At 58.7% G+C, this 21,096-nt stretch carries 12 protein-coding genes; 7 read left to right on the top strand and 5 right to left on the bottom strand.

Annotated elements, in window-relative coordinates:
• Positions 1 to 379: 379 nt before the first annotated feature.
• Entirely contained in the window at positions 380 to 1,912 is a 1,533-nt protein-coding gene (locus tag OHL21_RS06975) for a sensor domain-containing diguanylate cyclase (RefSeq protein WP_263416534.1), read from the bottom strand.
• A gap of 333 nt (positions 1,913 to 2,245) precedes the next feature.
• Here OHL21_RS06975 and OHL21_RS06970 point away from each other — a divergent pair, with 333 nt between their 5' ends.
• Both OHL21_RS06970 and OHL21_RS06965 read left to right on the top strand, forming a co-directional pair.
• Positions 2,246 to 2,734: a (2Fe-2S)-binding protein gene (locus OHL21_RS06970; RefSeq protein ID WP_263416533.1), complete on the top strand. Its 489-nt coding sequence runs from the start codon at positions 2,246 to 2,248 to the stop codon at positions 2,732 to 2,734.
• Positions 2,721 to 5,003 carry a xanthine dehydrogenase family protein molybdopterin-binding subunit gene (locus OHL21_RS06965; protein WP_263416532.1) on the top strand — a complete coding sequence of 761 codons (2,283 nt, stop codon included), beginning with the start codon at positions 2,721 to 2,723 and terminating at the stop codon, positions 5,001 to 5,003. The genes OHL21_RS06970 and OHL21_RS06965 overlap by 14 nt, the downstream gene beginning before the upstream one ends.
• A gap of 512 nt (positions 5,004 to 5,515) precedes the next feature.
• Here the strand turns inward: OHL21_RS06965 and OHL21_RS06960 are convergent.
• The 3 genes from OHL21_RS06960 to OHL21_RS06950 form a co-directional block, all read right to left on the bottom strand.
• Positions 5,516 to 8,419, bottom strand: a complete 2,904-nt coding sequence (locus OHL21_RS06960) for a TonB-dependent receptor (RefSeq protein ID WP_263416531.1) — start codon at positions 8,417 to 8,419, stop codon at positions 5,516 to 5,518.
• 671 nt (positions 8,420 to 9,090) lie between these two features.
• On the bottom strand, positions 9,091 to 11,172 hold the full coding sequence (locus OHL21_RS06955) for a glycosyltransferase 87 family protein (protein ID WP_263416530.1): 2,082 nt from the start codon (positions 11,170 to 11,172) through the stop codon (positions 9,091 to 9,093).
• A gap of 266 nt (positions 11,173 to 11,438) precedes the next feature.
• The gene (locus OHL21_RS06950; protein WP_263416529.1) at positions 11,439 to 11,933 is read right to left on the bottom strand and encodes a protein-tyrosine phosphatase family protein; all 495 of its coding nucleotides are present in this window, start codon (positions 11,931 to 11,933) and stop codon (positions 11,439 to 11,441) included.
• A 642-nt stretch (positions 11,934 to 12,575) separates the two neighbouring features.
• Here OHL21_RS06950 and OHL21_RS06945 point away from each other — a divergent pair.
• Positions 12,576 to 13,349 carry a phosphatase PAP2 family protein gene (locus tag OHL21_RS06945; RefSeq protein ID WP_263416528.1) on the top strand — a complete coding sequence of 258 codons (774 nt, stop codon included), beginning with the start codon at positions 12,576 to 12,578 and terminating at the stop codon, positions 13,347 to 13,349.
• A gap of 323 nt (positions 13,350 to 13,672) precedes the next feature.
• Here OHL21_RS06945 and OHL21_RS06940 read toward each other — a convergent pair whose 3' ends face one another.
• The gene (locus OHL21_RS06940) at positions 13,673 to 13,897 is read right to left on the bottom strand and encodes a hypothetical protein (protein ID WP_263416527.1); all 225 of its coding nucleotides are present in this window, start codon (positions 13,895 to 13,897) and stop codon (positions 13,673 to 13,675) included.
• A gap of 237 nt (positions 13,898 to 14,134) precedes the next feature.
• Here OHL21_RS06940 and OHL21_RS06935 point away from each other — a divergent pair, with 237 nt between their 5' ends.
• The 4 genes from OHL21_RS06935 (at position 14,135) to OHL21_RS06920 (ending at position 20,619) form a co-directional block, all read left to right on the top strand.
• On the top strand, positions 14,135 to 14,443 hold the full coding sequence (locus OHL21_RS06935) for a PadR family transcriptional regulator (RefSeq protein WP_263416526.1): 309 nt from the start codon (positions 14,135 to 14,137) through the stop codon (positions 14,441 to 14,443).
• Between the two features lie 541 nt (positions 14,444 to 14,984).
• Complete coding sequence (locus OHL21_RS06930) at positions 14,985 to 16,382, top strand: TolC family protein (RefSeq protein WP_263416525.1); 1,398 nt, start codon at positions 14,985 to 14,987, stop codon at positions 16,380 to 16,382.
• 15 nt (positions 16,383 to 16,397) lie between these two features.
• Positions 16,398 to 19,544 carry an efflux RND transporter permease subunit gene (locus OHL21_RS06925; RefSeq protein ID WP_263416524.1) on the top strand — a complete coding sequence of 1,049 codons (3,147 nt, stop codon included), beginning with the start codon at positions 16,398 to 16,400 and terminating at the stop codon, positions 19,542 to 19,544.
• Positions 19,531 to 20,619, top strand: coding sequence for an efflux RND transporter periplasmic adaptor subunit (locus tag OHL21_RS06920; protein ID WP_263416523.1), 1,089 nt, complete (start codon positions 19,531 to 19,533; stop codon positions 20,617 to 20,619). Before OHL21_RS06925 ends, OHL21_RS06920 begins: the two co-directional genes overlap by 14 nt.
• The last annotated feature ends 477 nt before the right edge of the window (positions 20,620 to 21,096 follow it).

The raw sequence follows: 21,096 nt of genomic DNA, 5'->3' as shown, positions 1-21,096 counted from the left end.
GAAGGCCCGTCCCATATTAAGCGCCCTCAAGCGGACCGTATCTTTTCGATAGATATACAACGGTTCCACAACGGTTTTCGGTGACTATAGATCGGGCCTTCAGCCCTCATACCGTTCAACTATCCGGAACCTGGGGCGTTGCCCCAGGCTGGTATAGGTCGCGCCTTCAGCGCTCAACACATGTTTCTTGCTCAACAAAGAATGGGACTTTAAGCCTAGCTGAAGCCGGCTGAACACCCCATCCAGCAAAGCTGGTTGGGGACCCGCTGCTCCCACCCGTTTCGGTCATGCTGTGTCAGATCAACTGAATTTGTCGATACGCACTGAAGCTTTCCGTAGATCGATCTACTGCATTGGATACGTAGATCGTGCCGTAGCTCTACTGAATGCACCGCGTCGGAGGGACCGCGAAGCGAAGCGCTTCTTCCGAAGTGAACGATCGCTGCACCGAGCTGAATGCGGCCTGGTTGCGACCGTTTCGCTTTGCCTCATACAAGCCGGCGTCGGCGACCGCGACCAGCGCGGAGGACGTCATTCCGACCTGCCATGTTGCCACACCGATGCTGATGGTCACGCCGTGCAGCGCGCCCTCCTGCCGCGGAATGGCGTTACAGATGCGTGTGGCAAGCATCAGAGCATTTTCCGGAGTGGTATCCGGAAGCAGGACGGCAAACTCTTCTCCACCATAGCGGCAGATGTGATCGGCACTGCGGAACAGCCGGGGCAGCACCATCCCGAACTCGCGCAATACTTCATCTCCATAGAGATGCCCCTTGGTATCGTTGATCTGCTTGAAGTGGTCGACGTCAAGCATGATCAGCGAGAGAGGGCGCCTGCTTCTCGCAGCATAGGAGGCGCACTGTTCCAGCCACTGGTCAAAACATCTGCGGTTCGGAAGTCCGGTCAGCGTATCGGTAATGCTCAGCTTGCCGAGCTCAATGGTTGCAGCCGTAAGCTCTTCCTTCTTACGTTCCAGCTCCTCTTCGTAGAGCCGCTCACGGGTTACATCGATGGCAATGCCGGCGAGAAAACGCTCGCCGTGCGCATCGGTAAACGGAAACTTATAACTCTTCCAGTAGATATAGTCGCCATGTGCACCGGGAGATCTCTCTTCCAGTTCCACAGCATGATTGCCGGTCAGAACAGCGAGATCGGTCGCGCGATACTCGTCTGCCAGATGCGCCGGCCAGATCTCGTGATCCGTCCTGTTGAGCCATTCCTTGCTGGTCACGCCATACAACGCCGCAAGCCGCCGGTTGTAGAAGCGCATCCGGCCTTCCGCATCTTTAATAAAAGCGACGATGGGGCTATGGTCCATGAACGCGCAGAACCGGTCATTGCTGGAGAGAAGATCTTTCGTCAGCGCCTCAGTATTTTCGACAAGCTGCTGCACCTGCTGCATGCGCTGCCGCAGGGCAATCTGCGCCTCCACCTGTTTGGCCAGCATGCGGAGTGTCTCAATCTGTTCCCCACTGAAGGAGCGTGGAACCAGGTCGACGGCGCAGAGCGCGCCAAAGCAGAAGCCATTGAGATCGCGCAGCGGTACACCGGCGTACGCCCGCAGATGCGGTTTGCCCACAACAAACGGACTTAGGGCAAACCGTTCATCTGCCGTAAGATCGGGCACAACCAGGGGGACGGTCTGCCGGATGGTATAGGTGCACATGGCTCCCTCGCGTGCCGTCTGCCGGCATGCCAGCCCCTGCACCGATTTAAACCATTGCCGATCTGTATCTACCAGAGAAACAAGGGCGATCGGCACTTCGCACAACCGGGTTACCAGCCTGGTAATGTCATCAAATGACTCTTCCGGATCGGTATCCAGCAATCCACTGGTATGCAGGGCCGCCAACCGGGCTGATTCCAGCAACTGAGCCGCCAATGTTCCATCGGGATCGAGAATCTTCGGCATATTTCTAACTCTGAAAGAGCTTTTCGGCAGAACCGGGTGAACCTTTAGCCCAAGAACCACAAAAATTTTAAAAAGATTCCCTTTTCAAAAAACTCACGCGGGCGGCAGAGCTTTCCTCGAGAGCCTGCGTCCGTGCCAAGCGCACCATTTGTCGGCTATGATGGCTCTTCCGGGCCAGCTTCGATGAGTTCCAAGAGCATTTTCCCTGATGCTGGGTATCCCGGAAGAGGAGTGCAGCGGCGTTTTCATTGCGGAAAACGTCCATAGATGTGGAAGCCCTACACTACACCCACAGGGAAAATGCTCCAGTGCAAGCCTGTTGCGAGGTGAATCATGCCATTCCAGCTCACTATTAATCGGAAGCCCAGATCGGTCGACGCACCGGCCGATATGCCGTTGCTCTGGGTTTTGCGCGACGTCCTTGATCTGAAGGGCGCCAAATATGGCTGCGGGATCGGGGCGTGCGGCGCCTGCACGGTCCTGATGAACGGTGAGGCGGTACGTTCCTGCCAGATCCCGGTCTCCGCAGTGAAAGGCAACATCACCACCATCGAAGGCCTGGCGGAAGAAGGCAAGCTGCATCCTCTGCAAAAGGCGTGGATTGACCTGGATGTTGCCCAGTGCGGTTACTGCCAGGGTGGACAGATCCTGAGCGCGGCGTCTCTGCTGGCAAAGAATCCTCATCCCAGCGATGCCGACATCAATGCGGCGATGACCGGCAATATCTGCCGTTGCGCCACCTATAACCGCATCCGCGCGGCGATTCATCAGGCTGCCGGAGACTCCGCCACCAAGGAAGGAGGCAGCCATGCCGGTGCTTGAGAAGTTTGCTCAATACGACGCCGAGATGCAGGCCCTGATCGCCGAGGTCGAGATGATCTCGCCTTCCGTGGTCACCACGATGGGACGGCGCTCGTTCCTGAAGCTGGCCGGACTGGCCGGCGGCGGCCTGGTGCTCGCCTTCAACCTCGATACCCGCTCGGCCAAAGCTGAGATGGCGGCGACGGGAGATGCGGCCAACACGGAGCTGAATGCCTTCGTCCGCATCGCTCCGGACAACACCGTGACCGTCTACTCCAAAGGGCCGGAGATCGGCCAGGGCATTAAGACGGCCTTCGGCCTGATCATCGCCGAGGAGCTCGACGCTGACTGGAAGACGGTGAAGGTCGATCAGGCTGCCATCAATCCCAAGGTCTATGGCTACCAGGGCGCGGGTGGTTCTACCTCGATTCCGCGTGGATGGGACCAGTTGCGCCAGGCGGGAGCGACGGCGCGCGCCATGCTAATTGCTGCCGCTGCCAAGCAGTGGAACGTTCCGGTGAGCGAGTGCACCGCTTCGGAGAGCACCGTCATCCATACTCCTTCAAAACGCAAGCTGACCTACGGTGAGCTGGCAAAGGCCGCGGCAGCCCAGCCGGTGCCCGATGTCGCGAAGGTTCCGCTGAAGACCCGCGCTGAGTACAAGCTGCTGGGCAAGCGTTACACCGGGGTCGACAACCTTAAAGTAGTGACCGGCCAGCCGCTCTTCGGCATCGATGTCACCATGCCGGGCATGGTGTATGCCAACTACACCAAGTGTCCCGCGGTCGGCGGTAAGGTAAAGTCCGCCAACCTGGACGAGATCAAGAAGATGCCGGGCGTGCTCGATGCCTTCGTGCTGGAGGGCACCGGAAGCCCCGCCGAGGTAATGCCGGGCGTTGCGATCATCGCCAAGACCACCTGGGAGGCCTTCAAGGCGAAGGCCGCGCTGAAGGTGGAGTGGGATGAGAGCTCGGCCTCGAAGGACTCACTGACGCAGGCCGCAGCGAAGGCCAAAGAGCTTGGCCCCAACCTGCCGACACCTGCAGTCAATATCGGCGACGTCGATGCCGCCTTTGCCGCCGGCAAGGTAGTAGAGGCTGCCTACGACTACGCCATGGTCTCGCACCAGCAGCTTGAGCCCGAGGTCACCACCGGCTGGTGGCATGACGGAACCATGGAGCTGTGGACGCCGAGCCAGCAATCCGACCGCGGTCTCGGCCAGGTCACCAAGATGCTGAACCTGCCGGAAGACAAGGTGATCGTGCACCAGACCCGCGCCGGTGGCGGCTTTGGCCGCAGGTTGGCCAATGACTACATGTGCGAGGCCGCGGCCATTGCGATGAAGGTCAACGCTCCGGTCAAGCTGCAGTGGAAGCGTGAAGACGACTTTGCTCACGACATGTTCCGCGTGGGCGGCTATCACTTCCTGAAGGGAGCGGTGAAGGACGGAAAGCTTACCGCCTTCCAGCAGCATCTGGTCACCTTCTCCGCGGATGGCAGCCGTCCGGTCTCCGGCGGCGCGCGCAGCAACAACAGCTTCCCTGTCGATATCGCTCCGAATGTCCGTTATGCCGTCAGCCTGATGCCGCTGCAGATTCCCTGCGGCCCATGGCGTGCGCCTACCGATAACACGCAGATGTTTGTCATCGGCAGCTTCCTGCATGAGCTCTCGGTTGCCGCTGAGTGCGACCATGTCACCTTCCTTCTCGACTGGCTGGCTCGTCCGCTGGCTCCTCCGCCAAGTGGAGGCCCGCCGCAGGACCCGAGCCGTACCTTCAATCCCACGCGCGCCGCGGGTGTCGTGAAGCTGGCCGCGGAGAAATCCGGCTGGGGCAAGAAGCTGCCGCCAGGTCATGGTCTGGGCATCGCGTTTGGATTTTCTTACGGCGGACACATCGCCGAAGCGGTGGAGCTGAGCGTCGATGCCAAGAAGAAGATCACCGTGCACAAGATCACGGTGGCCGCGGATATCGGTCCGATCATCAACCTGAGCAGCGCGGAGAACCAGGCACAGGGCGGCGCCATCGATGGTCTGTCGACCGCGATGGGCCTGGAGATCGGCGTGGAGCAGGGCCGCATTCAAGAGACAAACTTCGGTGACTACCCGATTCTGCGCATGCGCAGCGCTCCTCCAGTGGAGGCTCACTTCATCCAGTCGGACTTCCGTCCGTCGGGTCTGGGTGAGCCGTGTTTGCCGCCGCTGGCTGCAGCGCTTGGCAACGCACTGTTTGCCGCGACAGGCGAACGTGTACGGACGATGCCATTCAAACGAGCGGGGTATACGATCTGATAGAAAAGCCGCCCTTGAGGCGGCTTTTCTGTTTGTGTAACCAATGCACCGGGTGCACCATCCATTGCGTAGCAATGGGTGGGATCGTTCGAGCGACAGGTACCTCAGCGAACTTGTTTCGCTGGGGTGAATCGGAGCTCGAATCGAGCGCTGAAGGCGCGCTCTATACCAGCCTGGGGCAACGCCCCAGGTTACGGAGCCCACAACATGTTAAAGGGCTGAAGGCCCGCTCCATAATTCCGCGGCTCCGAACCCACCCTAACTCCGTGAGGCTTTTACCCCGATGTGGGGCACCGGGTGGGGATGAACCGTCTCGTTTAGAGATGTGGCGTTGCGACGATTGGGAACTATAGATCGGGCTTTCAGCCCTCTTACCGTTTTGCTATCCGTTACCTGGGGCGTTGCCCCAGGCTGGTATAGGGCGCGCGTTTCCACCCCAACGAACACGTTCGTCGGGGACCCCGGCCTTCAGCACTTTTCATCGATGGGTTTTATCTGTATCGCCCTTTCTACTACTCGCTCGCCATTGTCCAACGCATGCCGAAGGAAACCGTTGGGCGATAGTACTCGCGCTGCACCGGATAGATGGTGCTGCCGTTATAGAAGCCGAAGACTTCATTGCTGAGATTCAGTCCGGAGGCGACTACCTGCCATCCCTTATGCACGCGATAGCTCCCCTGCACATCGAACTGCGTATGTGCATAGAAGTAGTTATCCCCAGTAGGCCCCTTCAATCCAAGGATCGGATCGTTGGCCGCCCCTGTCGTCGCATTCCACTGATAAGCCGCGATGCTCGCATCGTTGTGGCTGATGGCGAAGCGGCCTGAAAAGCGGCTCTTATCATAGGTGAGATTGAAGTTGTAGTTATTGGGTGAGGTGCGGTCCAGCGCTGGATGGTCTCCACGGTCGCCATCGAACCCCGACGGAAAGGTCACCCGCGAGGTTGCATAGCTGTAGTTCGCATTGACACCGAAGCCATTCAGCATGCCGGGAAGGAAGGAGAAGCGCTGCTGCCATTGCAGCTCGATCCCCTGCAGATGCGCATTCGGACCGTTGATGGAGAGCGTCTCCTGATAGGTTCTGCTCGTGCCGTTGTAGTTGTTGACCAGGCTGGCAACCGGATAGATGGGGTTATGCAGCTCCTTGAAGAAGTAGCCGGCCTGCACGATGCCCAGTGGCTGGAAGTAGTGTTCGGCAAGGATGTCTATGTTGTCTGACAGTGTAGGCACCAGATTTGGATTGCCCGTCGACACCGTTGGATAAGGCGTCTGATTGGGATCGACGATCGTCGCCGGCACCAGGTCGCCGATGTTTGGCCGGGCCAATCCGCGGCTGTAGACGAAGCGCAGGTTGCTGTCCTTCTGGAACTGCCACTGCAGCGCTGCACTGGGAAGCGGATTGAAGTAACTCGCGTCCTGCCTGGTGGGTGTTACCTCGGGACAGACCTGCGTTGGGTCCTTGAAGCAGGGGCCGGTGGTCGCACTGTTGATGGTGTTGGCGAGGAAGTGTGTGCTGCCCGCATCGAAGCGAAGGCCGCCTTCCAGGCGCAGATTGCCGATGAAGATCACATCCTGTAGATACCCTGCCGTAATACGCTCATCGGCATTGAAGAAGGCTTGTGCATAGGTGACGGAATCACCCACAACATCTTCCGTAAAACCACCTGAGTTCGCAGCAACCGCATGCAGAATGCTGCCATAGGACGACGCAGGACCATACGCCTTTCCATTGATGGCGAAGCTGTTGTTGTAATACGTCGGATTGCTGTAAGTGCCGACTACGCTGGCGAGCGTAAACGGCGTGGCTCCGGTGTATGCAAGATGGTTGTCGTTCTCCCGCTGGGTCGAGTACGAGTTGCGTATCTTGGCTCCGAAGGAGAAGGTGCTGGGATGGCCGCCCGCGTTGTAGTTGTGCGCGTAAGAGGCTGTGCCCTGAATATTGAGCTGCGTCGCGTGATAGCTGCCGCCATCCGATTCGTTGACGGTATACTGCGTCGCATCAAAGCCGTTGGTGCCATCGGCGGCGGAGAACTTCGGCCGGTTCGGATTGCTCAGGTCCTCGGTAAAAGCAACGTTGCTGGGACCGCTGAAGTAGGTGCTGGGAAAGACCTGTCCGCCGATGTTATGACCGCGCGAGACAGCAAAGTCGTACGTCAGCACATCTTTGGAGATACCCTGACTTGCTCCCGCCAGCATGCTGAAGACCTGTTGGTCAGGACGGCGGATGTAGTGGCGGTACTGCCACGAGCCGGTATTGTCAAAGATCAGATGAGAAGCGCTGCCGCCGATGATATTTCCTGCATTGGGGGTGTAGACACGCGTCTCGCCGAAGTCATGGAAGTCGGCATAGAGACCTTTGATATACATGGAGGTGTTCGGGTTGATCTTGTAATCGATACCGGTTACAAAGCCGTAGCGAGTGCGGTAGTACTCGTAGGAGCGCAGGTCTTCGCTGTTGACGTAGGCGACGTTGGCGCCGTTGGGCAGCACTCCAACTCCCTGGCTGGGCTCAAGGTCATCGATGCCGCGGTTGGTGCGGTCCCAGTTTCCTCCCAGCAGGAATCCGAACTTCTTTCCGGGGCCAAAACGCTTGCCGAAGGTTCCGTCGAATCCGCCGCGCCAGAAGCCGTTTTGCAGCGGGTTGTAGCCCGCGGTGCCGTTGAGAGCGTAGGTTGCTTTGTCCTGCGCCGTGGGGGTTACAAGGTTCACGGTTCCACCCACGCCGTCGGCATCCTGATCGGCAGCGAGAGTTTTATAGACCTCAATGCGGTCAATGCCATTCGATGGAATCGCATCCATCTTGACGTTGCGTACGGTGACCTCTACGGATGGAACGTTGACGCCGTTGATGGTGAGATTCGATAGACGAGGTTCGGTCCCACGGATCTGCACGTACTTTCCTTCGCCCTCATCCCGTTCCAACGAGACGCTGGGCAAACGGCCAATGGCATCGGCGATATTCGTATTGGGAAGACTGGTGATCACACCCGCCGGCGCAACCTGAACGATTTGAGCCGACATGCGTTCAATGTTGATGGCTTCGGCATCTCCGCGAAGGCGAGGTGCGGTAACAATCACGGTATCGCTGTCGGACGCGACCTCGAGCATTGCCGCAACGTTCTGCGTCTGATTGGAGACGACATTCACGGTCGTGATGAATTGTTTGAACCCCACATACGATGCGGTAAGCGTGTATGTCCCTGGAGCAAGGTTGGGGAAACGAAACTCTCCATGATTATCCGTGGCTACCTGACGTTGCGATGGTTCAAGAACCACCTTTGCACTGACCAGAACTGCTCCCGCGGTATCGCGTACGTTTCCTGCGATTCCACCAGAGATTGTTTGTGCAGCGAGATGCCTATCTGCCGATAGACAGACAAATAGAAGAACGAAACTTTGCCAGAAAAGTTTGCGCATACGCTCTTATCCCTTTGAAAGATCCGGGTTGGAGTAATCGGTTCCCAACATCGCCGGCCTCTTTGCGTACAAGGGGAGAGGTCTCTACGATGTGGTGTTCGTTGGGGGTACTGACTGAACTTCAGCGTAGGCGGTTGAGACTTAACTCAAACTTAAGGGGAGATGGCTGCGCCGGTCATTTCACGTGAAATTCATTGAGCCGATGCGTTAGGTGCATGGGTTGGTCTAGAAAGAGGACCTCAGCATATCGAAGCGGGAAGAAAGGCGGTTTAGGCGCCGAGGTATCCTTTTAGGCAGTTAAAGCGCTGAAGGCGCGCTCTATACCAGCCTGGGGCAACGCCCCAGGTTGCAGTACCCACAAGATGTAAAGGGCCGAAGGCCCGCTCCATAATTCCGTCGCTCCGTACCCACCGTGCCTCCGTGAGGCCCACCCAGCAAGCTGGCTAGGGACCCGATGTGAGGCACTCGGGTTGGGGATAAACCGCCTCATTAGAGAGATGGTGGCATTACAAAATTGGTGACTATAGGTCGGGCCTTCAGCCCTCTCGCCCTTTCGCTATCCGTTACCTGGGGCGTTGCCCCAGGCTGGTATAGAACGCGCCTTCAGCGCTTCACCATCGCGTCGTCCGCCTTCAACTCTCCACGAACGGAACGCGATCGCTGGAGGACACCTACGGCACAATCTGACGCCGTGACACTGCCGTAAACCACAACGCGCGGCCGCAATCGCTTCCGTAGACGATGTGCTTCGAGTCCTGCTCCCACGATGGCTGAATCTGGTTGCATGGAAGCTCGGTGATCCGCTGCGTCGCGCCGTTCGAAAGATCGCGCAGCCACAGGTTCCAGAAGCCCTCTTCGAAACGGCTATACACGAGCCACTTCCCATCCGGTGAGATCGCAGGATAACGAGCTTCGCCGACAGGCAACATCGTGAGTGCACTGTCCGAAGACTTCAGATAGAGTGCCGGTATTCCTCCGCTCTGCACAGCGGAGACGGCATACAGATCGCGTGAGTGGAATGCGGCCTCGTAGACGTTGAGCGATTCCGGCGTCAGCGGTTGCGATGATCCTGCCAGCCACAGTTGTCCACGGCCGAGATGATCGCGCAGGTAGACAGCTCCGGACGTCGCGGAAAATGCCGGATCGTGTGCACCGGTCACGAGCGGACGGACATCCGACTGTCTCACGATGACTGACTGCCGGGCCTGTGCCCGTTCCACCCAGACATCGTTTCCGTTGACTGCGAAGGAGAGGTCGTCGGTCCCCGCTTCGCTCCAGGTACGCGAGACACCATCTTCAGTCACCAGACGATAACCCGCAGGCATCATCGCGATATATCGAAGTTTGCCATCGGAACTCTGCGGCGAGGACCGCAGGTAGCCCATGGCATGAACGGCCGGTAGCCGGTATGCCATTTCTGTTCGGGCGAGTGTCTCCAGGTTGAAAGTACGCATCATGGTCAATCCAGCAATGAGCAGGAAGAGACAGGCGAAGGCACGATTCTCCAGTGTCCAGAAGCGTGCGGAGCCTTCTCGCTCTCTCCACAATAGGCTCGCTATCGCCACCGTCGCCGCCATCATCGTGGGAAGGCGTGGCATGAAGAAGAGGATCGAGAGTCCATGCCCCGGTCCTGCCGATGGAAAAGGAACTCCGATCACAGCAAAGGCGAGCAGTATGACGAACAACCATCTGCAGCGTTGTTGTGCGATGGCGCGTGCAGCCAGGACACAGAGCGGAAGCACTATGAGGACAAAGTTGTATGACGCTGGAATGGTGGAGACGGTCACCGCGGTGGTTAGCAGAGCGCACCACTCCAGAATGGCGATGCTTCTGCTCTCCCCGCGGGATGCCAGCAGCAAAACGACTGGAGCCATGATCAACATCTGCACCAGCGGCAGCAGGACAGAGTATGCCATGACCGATGCATGCCATGGATGGGGGTTCCACTCCGGGTCAGAAAGAAAGAGATAGTGCATCAGCGTCGTGATCGATCCACTTGCCGTGGCATATGGTGGCAGCGCCTCGCCGCGAAGCGTTGCCGGCAGCACCTCATGAAGATAGACGTGATGAATCTGCGTGCCAAAGACCGCGAGGGCCAAGGCAACGCAGAGGGCACAAGCCAGCAGGCCGGAGACGAGCGTTTTCCAGGCACGCCTTTTCCAGAAGAGGATGAACAAGACAGCGGGAAAGATCTTGCATGCTGCCGCCAGGCCAACCAGCGCTCCGGCTGTAGCGTCGTGACCTTCCACATACGACCAGAGCGCAGCCACGATCAGCAGGAGAAGCAGGATATAGAACTGCCCATCGACCAGATTGCGATGCAGCGGCAGCGACAGAGCGAGTGCCAGGGCGATCCGTGTATACGAAAGTTCGGTCAGGCGCCTCAGGAACCAGGCAATGGGAATCAACAGCAGAAGATTACCGATGATCCATACATGTTTCGCCGTAAGCGGCTCGAGGCCGGTGAACGGATACAGGATGAGCGTGGAGAAGGGTGTGATGGGCACAAGCGCGATCAGCGGAAGCGGGATGGCGTGAAGGTCCTTCTGACGCTGCAGCCATACCCACTCCTGCGCGCGGGCCATGTCGGTGTGCTCGTCCACCAGCTTTGCCGTGAGGTAGTAGTTCGGGAAGTCGGTATTGAGCTGCTTCCATGCGTGCGGCAGCGTGTGCAGCGAGAGATAGAGGACTGCGAGCAGGAGGATGCCGCGTTCTATCCAGACGAAGTACGGCGCTGTCCTCGCTACGCGCACGTCTCATGATGGATGACAACGGCGTGATGAGTTGTCACGTTTTTGTCAGGATTGGTTGAAGGCCGTTGCCGATTGTTTTCGGTGGGAGCAGCGGGCTTTAGCCCCGCTGATATGAGCCAAGGAATGGGCGTAACCCTGGGCTTTTGCTCACGATCAAGAAGAGAGCCCAGGGCTAAAGCATGACATTTTTTGATCTCAAATCAGCGGGCTGAAGCCCGCTGCTCCCACCGGTTCGAGCTTCCCTCGAATGTTTTGATATGCAACGTCTATCTCTCCGCAAGCGAGCGGGCGAATTGCTCTACCCACTTCATCTGCTGCAGCGTCTCGGGCACAGGAAATCCGCGAGCGGCTCCCAGACGGAAGAATGCGTCATGTGCGGAGATACCCTGCGCGCACATCAGGGAAGCCATCAGAACGGAAGACCGTCCGATGCAGGCAAAACAGTGGGCGCCGATATGCTTTCCTGCATCGAGTTTGTTCTGAAGCCGTTTCACCAGGAGACTAAATTCCTGGTTTGATGCCGGCAGCCCATGGTCGGTGATCGGGAAGTTCACATATTCGATGCCGACCTTCTTACACGTTTCGCCTTCCAGCGAGAGACCGAGATCCTCTTGCTCCGTCGTCGTCAGCAGAGAGACCAGCACGTCGATTCCCTCACGGCGCATGGCGAGTAATTCGTCTTCCAACGATCCGTTTCCCCGGGGACGCGAAACAATGGCCATCGACTTCGGTGCGGTAGATTCAACCCAATAGATATTCATTGTTTACTCCGTGATGGGACTCCGGTCTTTGGTGCCTGCAGACTTGGCCGATTCTATCGCCTCATTGCATCCGAATGCTATATTGCGCCACAGTCGATGCTGTAAGCCACAGCCGTTACTTTAGCTCGCTGATAGAAGCCCATTCTTTATTGAGCAAGAAGGGTGTTGAGCGCTGAAGGCGCGACCTATACCAGCCTGGGGCAACGCCCCAGGTATGAGGCACCCAAAAGATGTTAAAGGGCCGAAGGCCCGTCCTATATTAAGAGCCCTCAATCCGACCGTATCATTTCGACAGGCATACAGAGCTTTCACGAACTGTTTCGTCTGTGACGATTGGGAATTATAGAGCGGGCCTTCAGCCCTCTTACCGTTCCCTATCTCCATACCCTGGGGCGCTGCCCCAGGCTGATATAGAACGCGCCTTCAGCGCTTGATTCGTTACCCGATGAATTCCTTAAGCCAGACTTAAGCTGCATCTCCATAAAATAAAGGCACGTGAAGCGCCTCTTTCGCTCGCAGTGCACACATGCACGCATCCTGTGTCTTGCACCTCGTCTGCGTGCGTGCGAAAGCGGATCTCCCCTGAATTCAGCCCTGCCACAATCCTGACCCAACCTTGATCCGATTTTGGAGGCCATTGCTTTGTCTATCTCTTTCACGCGAGCATCGTTGTTCGCACTCGCCATCGTTGTCACCGCACCGCTCTGCCAGGCACAGAGTGCGGAACAGCCGTTGCCCGATGCTCCTCAGCCCAGCCAGCGGAAGATCCTTCTCGGGATGCCGATGGAGATTCTGAAAGACCAGGCAGGGATATGGACCAGTCCGGCACGTATCCGGTCGAAGGACCTGTTGTGGCTGACGCCTCTGGCAGCAGCGACCGGAGTTGCCATTGCCACCGATCATCACACGATGAGTTCGGTGGTCTCGCACGATACCAACTTCAATCAGAGCAGCGTGGATGCTTCTAATGCACTGACCGGCACGCTCGTCGCGATTCCCGCGGTGCTCTACAGTGGGGGTCTGTTACGCAATAACCCGCATCAGCGCGAGACCGGCATTCTGACCGGTGAGGCGCTGGTCGACGGCTACGTGGTGCAGGAGGGCATGAAGCTGATCTTCTGGCGAGAACGGCCGGCGATGGACAACAGCCGCGGTCTGTTCTTCCAGCGCTCTGCAGGAGTGGATTCCTCGTTCCCCTCGAACCACAGCGTGCTCGCATGGTCGTCGGCAGCTGTGATAGCCAGCGAGTATAAGTCGCCCTGGGTGCAGGCCGGTGTCTATACGATGGCTACCGGAGTCAGCCTGACGCGCGTGATGGGCCAGCAACACTTTCCCACGGACGTTCTGATTGGCAGCGCGACCGGATGGTTGATTGGACGGTATGTCGTCCATCGCCATCATGGACGGGCTTATTGAGGTTGCGAATGATGCGGTCCGTTGATATCGGCCCTACACGAAATCAAGCGCTGAAGGCGCGCTCTATACCAGCCTGGGGCAACGCCCCGGGTACTGGATAGCGAAACAATAAGAGGGCTGAAGGCCCGATCTATAGTTCTCAATTGTCGCAAACGAAAACGGTTTGTGACTTCATTGTATGTCTACCGAAACGATACGGTCGGATTGAAGACTGTTATATAGGGCGGGCCTTCAGCCCTTTAACATCTTGTGGGTACCGTAACCTGGGGCGATGCCCCAGGCTGGTATAGGTCGCGCCTTCAGCGCTCAAAAACGGATGCGCCTTAGCTGGCTTTCCGACAAATCATCTCGCCCTGTTCGAACTCGTCGTAGGCCTTCCGCAGGCCGAGAAGGATCTCGGCGGTTGTTTTCAGAAGAGCGCGAGCCCTGGGATCGTCGATCTTTCCGACGTCATGCCAGGCATAGTCAGCAACCCCTGACAACATTGCTTTCAGCTTCGCGGTATAGCGGCGTGGATCATCTTCTCCGTAGAGTACGCGGTGGCTCATGAAAACCTCCGTGACCATATCAGATGAGGTGATCGTTCCAAAACGATGCCCGGCCGGCGCGATTTCATACGCATTGCGTAAGACCCTCATCGCCTGATGCGGGCGCTTGCGCTAGAGCATTTTTCTGTAGGTGTAGTGTAGGGCTTCCGCATCTATGGGCGTTTTCCGCAATGAAAACGCCGCTGCACTCCTCTTCCGGGAGACCCAGTAACAGGAAAAATGCTATACGCTGTGTGAGTGCCGAAGACATATCGGGATATTTACTCAGGTCTGGTCCGGTTGCATGTGCTTCATCATGCAAGCCGTGAACTGATCTATGGTCTGGAGATGATGCGTGAGCTTCGTCATCACGGCTACCATCTCGGCCCAGGAACGCTCTATCCTCTACTGCACGGCATGGAAGCGAGCGGACTTCTGCGATCGAAGATCACCAATGGTCCAGGCCGCCCGCGGCGCGTCTATACCGTTACCGCCGCGGGCCGCAGAGCTTTGAAAGAAGGGCATGAGAAGGTCCGGGAGTTGTTGCGTGAGATGGATGAGGATTAGGGGTAACGAGAAGTTCGTCTGGTGTTTTTGGAAAGAGTTTTGAGGTATTCCTAACCCACCCTAGCGTTGCGAGGGTGGGGCACCCGGGAGGTATGAACACCCAGTGTGGGCATTCGAGCGAAGCTCGAATTTGTAGTGCTTAAGGGGACGGCTTCAGCCGTCCCGTATGGAGCCCCAAAGATATGCGGCTTTAGCCGCTGAGGTCATAGCTTCCGGTACCTCAGCGGCTAAAGCCGCCCTTCTTGCCGGCCTTTTACGGCACGGCTGAAGCCGTGCCCTTAAGCAAAACGAAGCGCCTATGGCGCTTTGGTAAAACAAGAGCGGGCTGATAGCCCATTGAGAATGTCACGGCTCCCACCTGATTCTCCATCGAATGTCGTGCCAGCCGCATATTCCATGCCCACGCCTCGGGACATCCGCCAACACATTAAGCCTCCATTAAGTTGTGTCAGAACTATGTAATAAAAGCGGCCGACAGTTGCCTAAGTATCGAAATTCGATATAGCGTTTACCCATAGGAAAAGACAAGGACGTCTTATCGATGAACCTGCTTCGGATCTCCTGCTTCGCGTCTCTGGGAATGCTTGTCTCTGTTGCGTCCTCAGGTGCGCGCGCTCAGGAGGCAGCCACTCCGCTCACCCTGGCTGCTGTCGTCGACGATGCCGCGAAGAACTATCCCGCCATCCACATCTCGCAGGAAGAGCTGAACGCCTCGGTCGCCCGCATTCATCTGGCGCGCACCGCCTATCTTCCGCGTCTCGATGCCACCGCCCAGTTCAATCGCGGAACCCGTAACAATGTCTTCGGAAGTCTGCTGCCGCAGAGCATTCTTCCCCCCATGTCGGGACCGGTGATTGGCACCAACAATGGCGGTTCCGTATGGGGCAGTGCGGCCGGTGTGCTCATCAACTGGCAGCCCTTCGACTTCGGCACACGCAGCGCCAATGTTCATGCAGCCGAGGCCGCGCGTGATCGCGCCGCTGCCGCCAATCTCCGCACGCAGCTTGAAGTTGAGACAGCATCCGCCGATGCCTATCTCTCCGTGCTCGCTTCCACGCAGGCAGTGAAGGCGGCGCAGACCGCAGTCGAAAACTGGGAGACCCTGCGCCAGAGCATCCATGCCCTCGCGTCCGCTGAACTTCGCCCCGGAGCCGATGAGTCGCGTGTCAATGCCGAGAAGGCTGCTGCCGCCAATCAGCTTGCACTCGCGCAGCAGGCGGTCGAGATGAGCGTTGCAACACTTCACAAGTTCCAGAGCGCGCCTGTTGCCAGTGTGACACCGCAGGCAAAGCTCCTGAGCAGCGTGCCCACGTCGACCGGAGCGGAAAATCCTCTCGCTGTCTCAGAGAATCCGCTGATGGCTGAGCGCAAGGCAGCAACCGCCGAGAACGCGGCTCAGCTCCACGCCATCGAACGAAGCTGGGCTCCGCAATTTAACCTCGAAGGCGCAGCCTATGGCCGCGGCACCGGAGCAGAGACCGATGGACGCCGTCTGACTGGAACCAACGGTCTGGCGCCCAACGTCGGCAACTATGTCGCCGGCATCAACATTGCGTTCCCGGTGATGGACTTTGCCAGCATGCATGCGAAGGCCGCAGCGCAGTCGGCTACACTCCGCGCCGCGCGTGCGAATGAAGATCTGACAGCACGTAACCTGCAGGAACAGTTTGCCCAGGCGCAGGCTGAGCTTCGCGCCTCCGAGACCATCGCCCAGAACACACCCACTCAGCTTGAGGCCGCACAAACAGCGCTCAATCAAGCCACCGCCCGCTACAAGGCCGGCCTAGTTCCCGTGGATGATGTCGCGCAGGCGCAGCGGCTGCAGGTGCAGGCAGAGATCGACAACGCCATCGCCCGGCTCAACGTCTGGCGCGCCTTTCTCAAATTGCAGTATCTCCGGGGCGATCTGCAGCCCTTTCTGCAGGAAGCCAACCGCTAAAGGAACCGACTCGTCATGCGCCTTGTCCTCGCAGCTCTCAGCCGTCCGCTCACCGTGATCGTCGCGCTGCTCGCGATCGTCGGCGGCTTCTTCATGGCCGTTGGACGCATGCGGATGGATATCTTCCCGCAGGTCGGTAACCCGGTCATCTACGTGGCCCAGCCCTACGGCGGCATGAACCCCGCGCAGATGGAGGGCTACCTCACCTATTACTACGAGTACCACTTCCTTTACATCACCGGCATTCAGTCAGTCGACAGCAAGAGCGTCCAGGGTGCGGCCTTGATGAAGCTGACCTTCCGCGAAGGCACCAATATGGAACAAGCGATGGCGGAAACCGTTGGCTACGTCAATCGCTCCCGTGCCTTCATGCCGCCGGGAACGGTGCCGCCCTTCATCACCCGCTTCGACCCAGGCAGCGTCGCGGTCGGCCTGTTGCTCTTCTCCAGCAATACCCACTCGCAGGGCGAGCTGCAGAACTTCGCGCTCAACCAGGTGCGTCCGCTCTTTGCCACGCTCCCTGGCGTCTCCGCACCGCCGCCGTTCGGTGGCAACCAGCGCACCATCGTGGTCACGCTTGATCCCGAGAAGCTGAAACAGTACGGCGTCTCGCCGGAACAGGCCATCTCCGCCGTCAGCAACGGATCGGTAGTTGCTCCCACAGGCAATCTCTACGACGGCACGCTCAATCGCATCGTCCGCACCAACTCAGCCCTGGGACCTGACCTTGCGGAGCTGATGAGTGCGCCCATCCATCCGCGCTCCGGAGCCAATATCTATTTGCGTGACATCGGCACCGTCGAGAACGGAACCGATATCGTCACGGCGTATGCCCATGTCGATGGCAAACGCACCGTATACATTCCGGTCACGAAGCGCTCCGATGCCTCGACACTCGCCGTGATCGCCGCCGTCAAAGCCGCCATTCCCAGCTTCAAGAAGGCCATTCCTGACGACGTCGATGTGCAGCTCGCTTTCGACCAGTCCGGCTATGTCTCCAACGCCATCAGCGGACTGGTGCGTGAAGCGCTGCTGGGCGCAGTCCTGACCGGCCTTGTCGTCTTCCTCTTCCTGCGCGACTGGCGCGGAGCGCTGATCGTCGTCGCCAACATTCCCTTTGCCCTCTTCACCGCGGTCGTCGCGCTGTGGGCCACGGGTCAGACCATCAACATCATGACGCTAGGCGGCCTGGCGCTGGCGGTCGGTGTGCTGGTCGATGAAGCCACGGTCGAGATCGAGAACATCCATACGCAGCTGATGCCTGGAGTCTCGCGCGCGAAGGCAGTGCTGGAAGCCTGCCGCCGCACCATCATCGCGCGGCTGCTCTCGATGCTCTGTGTCCTCGCCGTCTTCGTCCCCTCGTTCTTTATGAAGGGCGTAGGCCGCCAGCTCTTCACACCGCTCTCGCTGGCCGTTGGCTTTGCGATGATTGCGTCCTACCTGCTCTCCAGCACGCTGGTGCCGGTCTTCGCGGTCTGGATCATGTCGGAGACGCATCGCGGTGAAGAACATGAAGGCCGCTTCGGTAAGCTACGCACCTGGTACGAAGGCTACCTGACGCGCATCCTCAAGCGCGGCCGGCTGATCTATCTCGGCTACTTCGGCGTCTGCGCACTGATACTCTTCCTGCTGGCGCCCACACTGGGCACAGAGATCTTCCCCGATGCCAATGGCCCGGTGCTGCGCCTGCGCATCAAGGCTCCTGTCGGAACACGCATTGAAGAGACCGAGCCACAGATCCTGCATGCGCTTGATCTCATCCGCAAAACCGCGGGCGAGCACAACGTCGCCATCACCTCGGACTACGTAGGCGTGCAGCCCTCCAGCTATCCCGTCAACCTGATCCATCTGTTCACCTCAGGTCCGGAAGAGTCGATCGTGCAGGTGCAGCTCGCGTCCGGCCATCCGGAGGATGAGAAGCTACGCGAAGATCTTCGTGCAGCCTTCCAGAAGCAGATGCCGAATCTAAGAGTAGCGTTCGAGGGCGGTGACATTGTCTCGCAGGTGATGAGCTTCGGCTCGCCCACACCCATCCAGATCGATGTGCAGGGCGTCGACCTCGACCAGGACTACGCCTACCTGGCAAAGATCGAGGCCGAGATCAAGAAGCTGAGCTTCCTGCGCGATGTCTCCATCCCGCAGGAGCAGAAGTATCCCACGGCTGAGATTAAGATCGACCGCGACTATGCCGGACAGTTCGGCCTCACCATGGCCGATGTTACTACCTCACTGATACCGGCCACTGGATCATCACGCTTCATCGCACCGAACTACTGGCGAGACCCGCGGACAGGCAATGCCTTCCAGATCCAGGTACAGCTCCCTTCCAACCGCGTACAGGGCCTGGGAGCGTTGTCAACGCTTCCTCTTATGCGCGACGGACAGGCCCAGCCGCAGCTAGACCAGGTGGCAAGCCTGCAATATGGCTCGATGCCGGAGATGATTGAGCGCTTCAGCGGACAACGCATCGTCAGCGTCACCGCCAACCTGCACGGCATCACACTCGGTGACGCCCGCGCCCAGATCAACGCCGCATTGCAGCATCTCGCTGCGCCTCCCAAAGGGGTGACCGTCGTAGTTCGAGGGCAAGTGCCGGCGCTCGAAGATACCATCTCCGGTCTGCGCATCGGTCTGCTGATCGCCATTGCAGCCATCTTCCTGCTGCTGATGGCTAACTTCCAGTCGCTTCGTCTGCCGCTGGCGGTGTTATCGACCATCCCCGGTGTGCTGGTAGGCGTAGTGCTGATGCTGCTGATCACGCGCACCACGTTGAATATTCAATCGTATATGGGAGCGATCATGGCGGTGGGCATCTCGGTGGCGAACTCCATCCTGCTGATCAGCTTCGCGGAGCACGCCAGACGTGAGAACAAGGATGTCGAAGCTGCTGCCTTTGAAGGCGCCACCGGCCGCATGCGTGCCATCCTGATGACAGCGACGGCGATGATCTGCGGCATGATCCCCATGGCCATCGGCCTGGGAGAAGGTGGAGCGCAGACCGCTCCACTGGGCCGCGCCGTGGTCGGCGGCCTGTTCTTCTCGACGCTGACGACGCTGACTGTTCTGCCCACCATCTATGCCGCGCTGCAGCGCAAGGCCAAACACGAGTCCAACTCACTTAATCCGGAAGATCCTACGAGCCGCTACTATGAACACGTTTAGACACGCCGCCGTCCTTCTGCCGTTCGTCAGCATCTCTCTTGCCGTGGCGCAAGGCGCGCCGAAGATCGCGCTGGCGAAGGTGGAGAGCCGCAGCCTCTCCCGCACTGTCCCGCTGACTGCGGAGCTGACGCCCTATCTGCAGACCGATATCGAGGCCCGCGTTCCAGGCTATGTGGAGAAGGTTCTCGTCGATCGCGGCAGCAAGGTGCGGCGCGGCCAGTTGCTCGTCGTTCTTTCTGCACCGGAGATGGGTTCGCAGACTTCTGCTTCAGAGGCGACCCTTCATCAGGCCGAAGCAGAGGCAGCCCAGGCCAAGGCCAACGCAGCAGCAGCGGCCAGCACCTATGAGCGTCTGCTGGAGGCATCGAAGACTCCCGGCGCTGTTGCCGGCAACGAGCTGATCCAGGCGCAGAAGCAGAAAGAGGCGGCCGAGGCAATCGTGCAGGCCCGGGAAGCTTCGGTGAAGTCGGCAGGGAGCCAGCTCACCTCGACGAAAGAGATGCAGGGATATCTTCGTGTCACGGCTCCCTTCGACGGCATCGTCACCGAGAGGCTGGTTCACCCCGGCATGATGGTCGCCGCGGGGAGTCATCAGGCGCTGTTGCGGCTGCAGCAGATCTCGCATCTTCGCCTGGTGGTACCCGTGCCCGAGAGCTATTCCGGCAGCATCGCACGGGGCAAACAGGTCACCTTCCATGTGCCGGCGCATCCGGGCAAGAGCTATACCGGTGCTGTCGCACGCATTCCTAACTCACTCGACCCGCAGAGCCGGGCCATGATGGTGGAGCTTGATGTCGCGAATACCGACGGAGCGCTCTCGCCCGGCATGTACCCGACGGTAGACTGGCCGGTCGCCTCTGGTGATGACCTGCTGTTTGTGCCCACAACCAGCGTGGTTACGACGACGGAGCGCACCTTTGTCATTGAGGCACGCGGCGGACATGCTCACTGGGTAGATGTGCGCAAGGGCCCCGTCTCCGGCGATCAGGTCTCGGTTCGTGGAGAGTTGAAGGCGGGCGATACGGTGGTGAAGCAGGCAACGGATGAGATTCGCGAAGGCGTGGCGCTGCAGTAATGGGCAGAGATTGCGGCAAAGGGATTAGCCGATAAAAGCGCTGAAGGCGCGTTCTATAGAAGAGTCTTCAATCCCATGCGGATTAGCCGATCAGTGCACGAGGCGCAACCGTTTCGTGCCACAGGCGCGAATGCCTTGCTTAAGGGCACGGCTTCAGCCGTCCCGTACCGAGCCCCGAAGATATGCGGCTTTAGCCGCTGAGGTACCAAAGCTATGACCTCAGCGCTAAAGCCGCGTTTCTTTCCGATCTTGTGCAGCCTGGAAGATAGGTAACAGTTTAGACCGGGCAGATGGGTAACACTTTTTGCTCGGCAGGTTTTATAAAACTGAGCTTTTTTTGAGCTCAGGTGGTGGTGGAGGCGGTGGGAATCTGGGAATTTCGGTTGTATGAAATTTCCAGATTTCCATCGCCTTGTTGTTGGGGTAGGTTGCCGACGTGAAGTTGCTGTGCGTCGAAGTAGGCGATGGGGAAGGTTG

This window comes from Terriglobus albidus (genome assembly GCF_025685425.1).
Lineage (GTDB): Bacteria > Acidobacteriota > Terriglobia > Terriglobales > Acidobacteriaceae > Terriglobus > Terriglobus albidus.
The sequence above is the reverse complement of the archived record's forward strand: the minus strand, read 5'-3'. Positions and strand labels throughout refer to the sequence as shown.

Bases quoted from the DNA above. Each gene is read 5' to 3' on its own strand.
- OHL21_RS06975 (WP_263416534.1), bottom strand. From the start codon at position 1,912: ATGCCGAAGATTCTCGATCCCGATGGAACATTGGCGGCTCAGTTGCTG.
- OHL21_RS06970 (WP_263416533.1), top strand. From the start codon at position 2,246: ATGCCATTCCAGCTCACTATTAATCGGAAGCCCAGATCGGTCGACGCA.
- OHL21_RS06965 (WP_263416532.1), top strand. From the start codon at position 2,721: ATGCCGGTGCTTGAGAAGTTTGCTCAATACGACGCCGAGATGCAGGCC.
- OHL21_RS06960 (WP_263416531.1), bottom strand. From the start codon at position 8,419: ATGCGCAAACTTTTCTGGCAAAGTTTCGTTCTTCTATTTGTCTGTCTA.
- OHL21_RS06950 (WP_263416529.1), bottom strand. From the start codon at position 11,933: ATGAATATCTATTGGGTTGAATCTACCGCACCGAAGTCGATGGCCATT.
- OHL21_RS06940 (WP_263416527.1), bottom strand. From the start codon at position 13,897: ATGAGCCACCGCGTACTCTACGGAGAAGATGATCCACGCCGCTATACC.
- OHL21_RS06930 (WP_263416525.1), top strand. From the start codon at position 14,985: ATGAACCTGCTTCGGATCTCCTGCTTCGCGTCTCTGGGAATGCTTGTC.
- OHL21_RS06925 (WP_263416524.1), top strand. From the start codon at position 16,398: ATGCGCCTTGTCCTCGCAGCTCTCAGCCGTCCGCTCACCGTGATCGTC.
- OHL21_RS06920 (WP_263416523.1), top strand. From the start codon at position 19,531: ATGAACACGTTTAGACACGCCGCCGTCCTTCTGCCGTTCGTCAGCATC.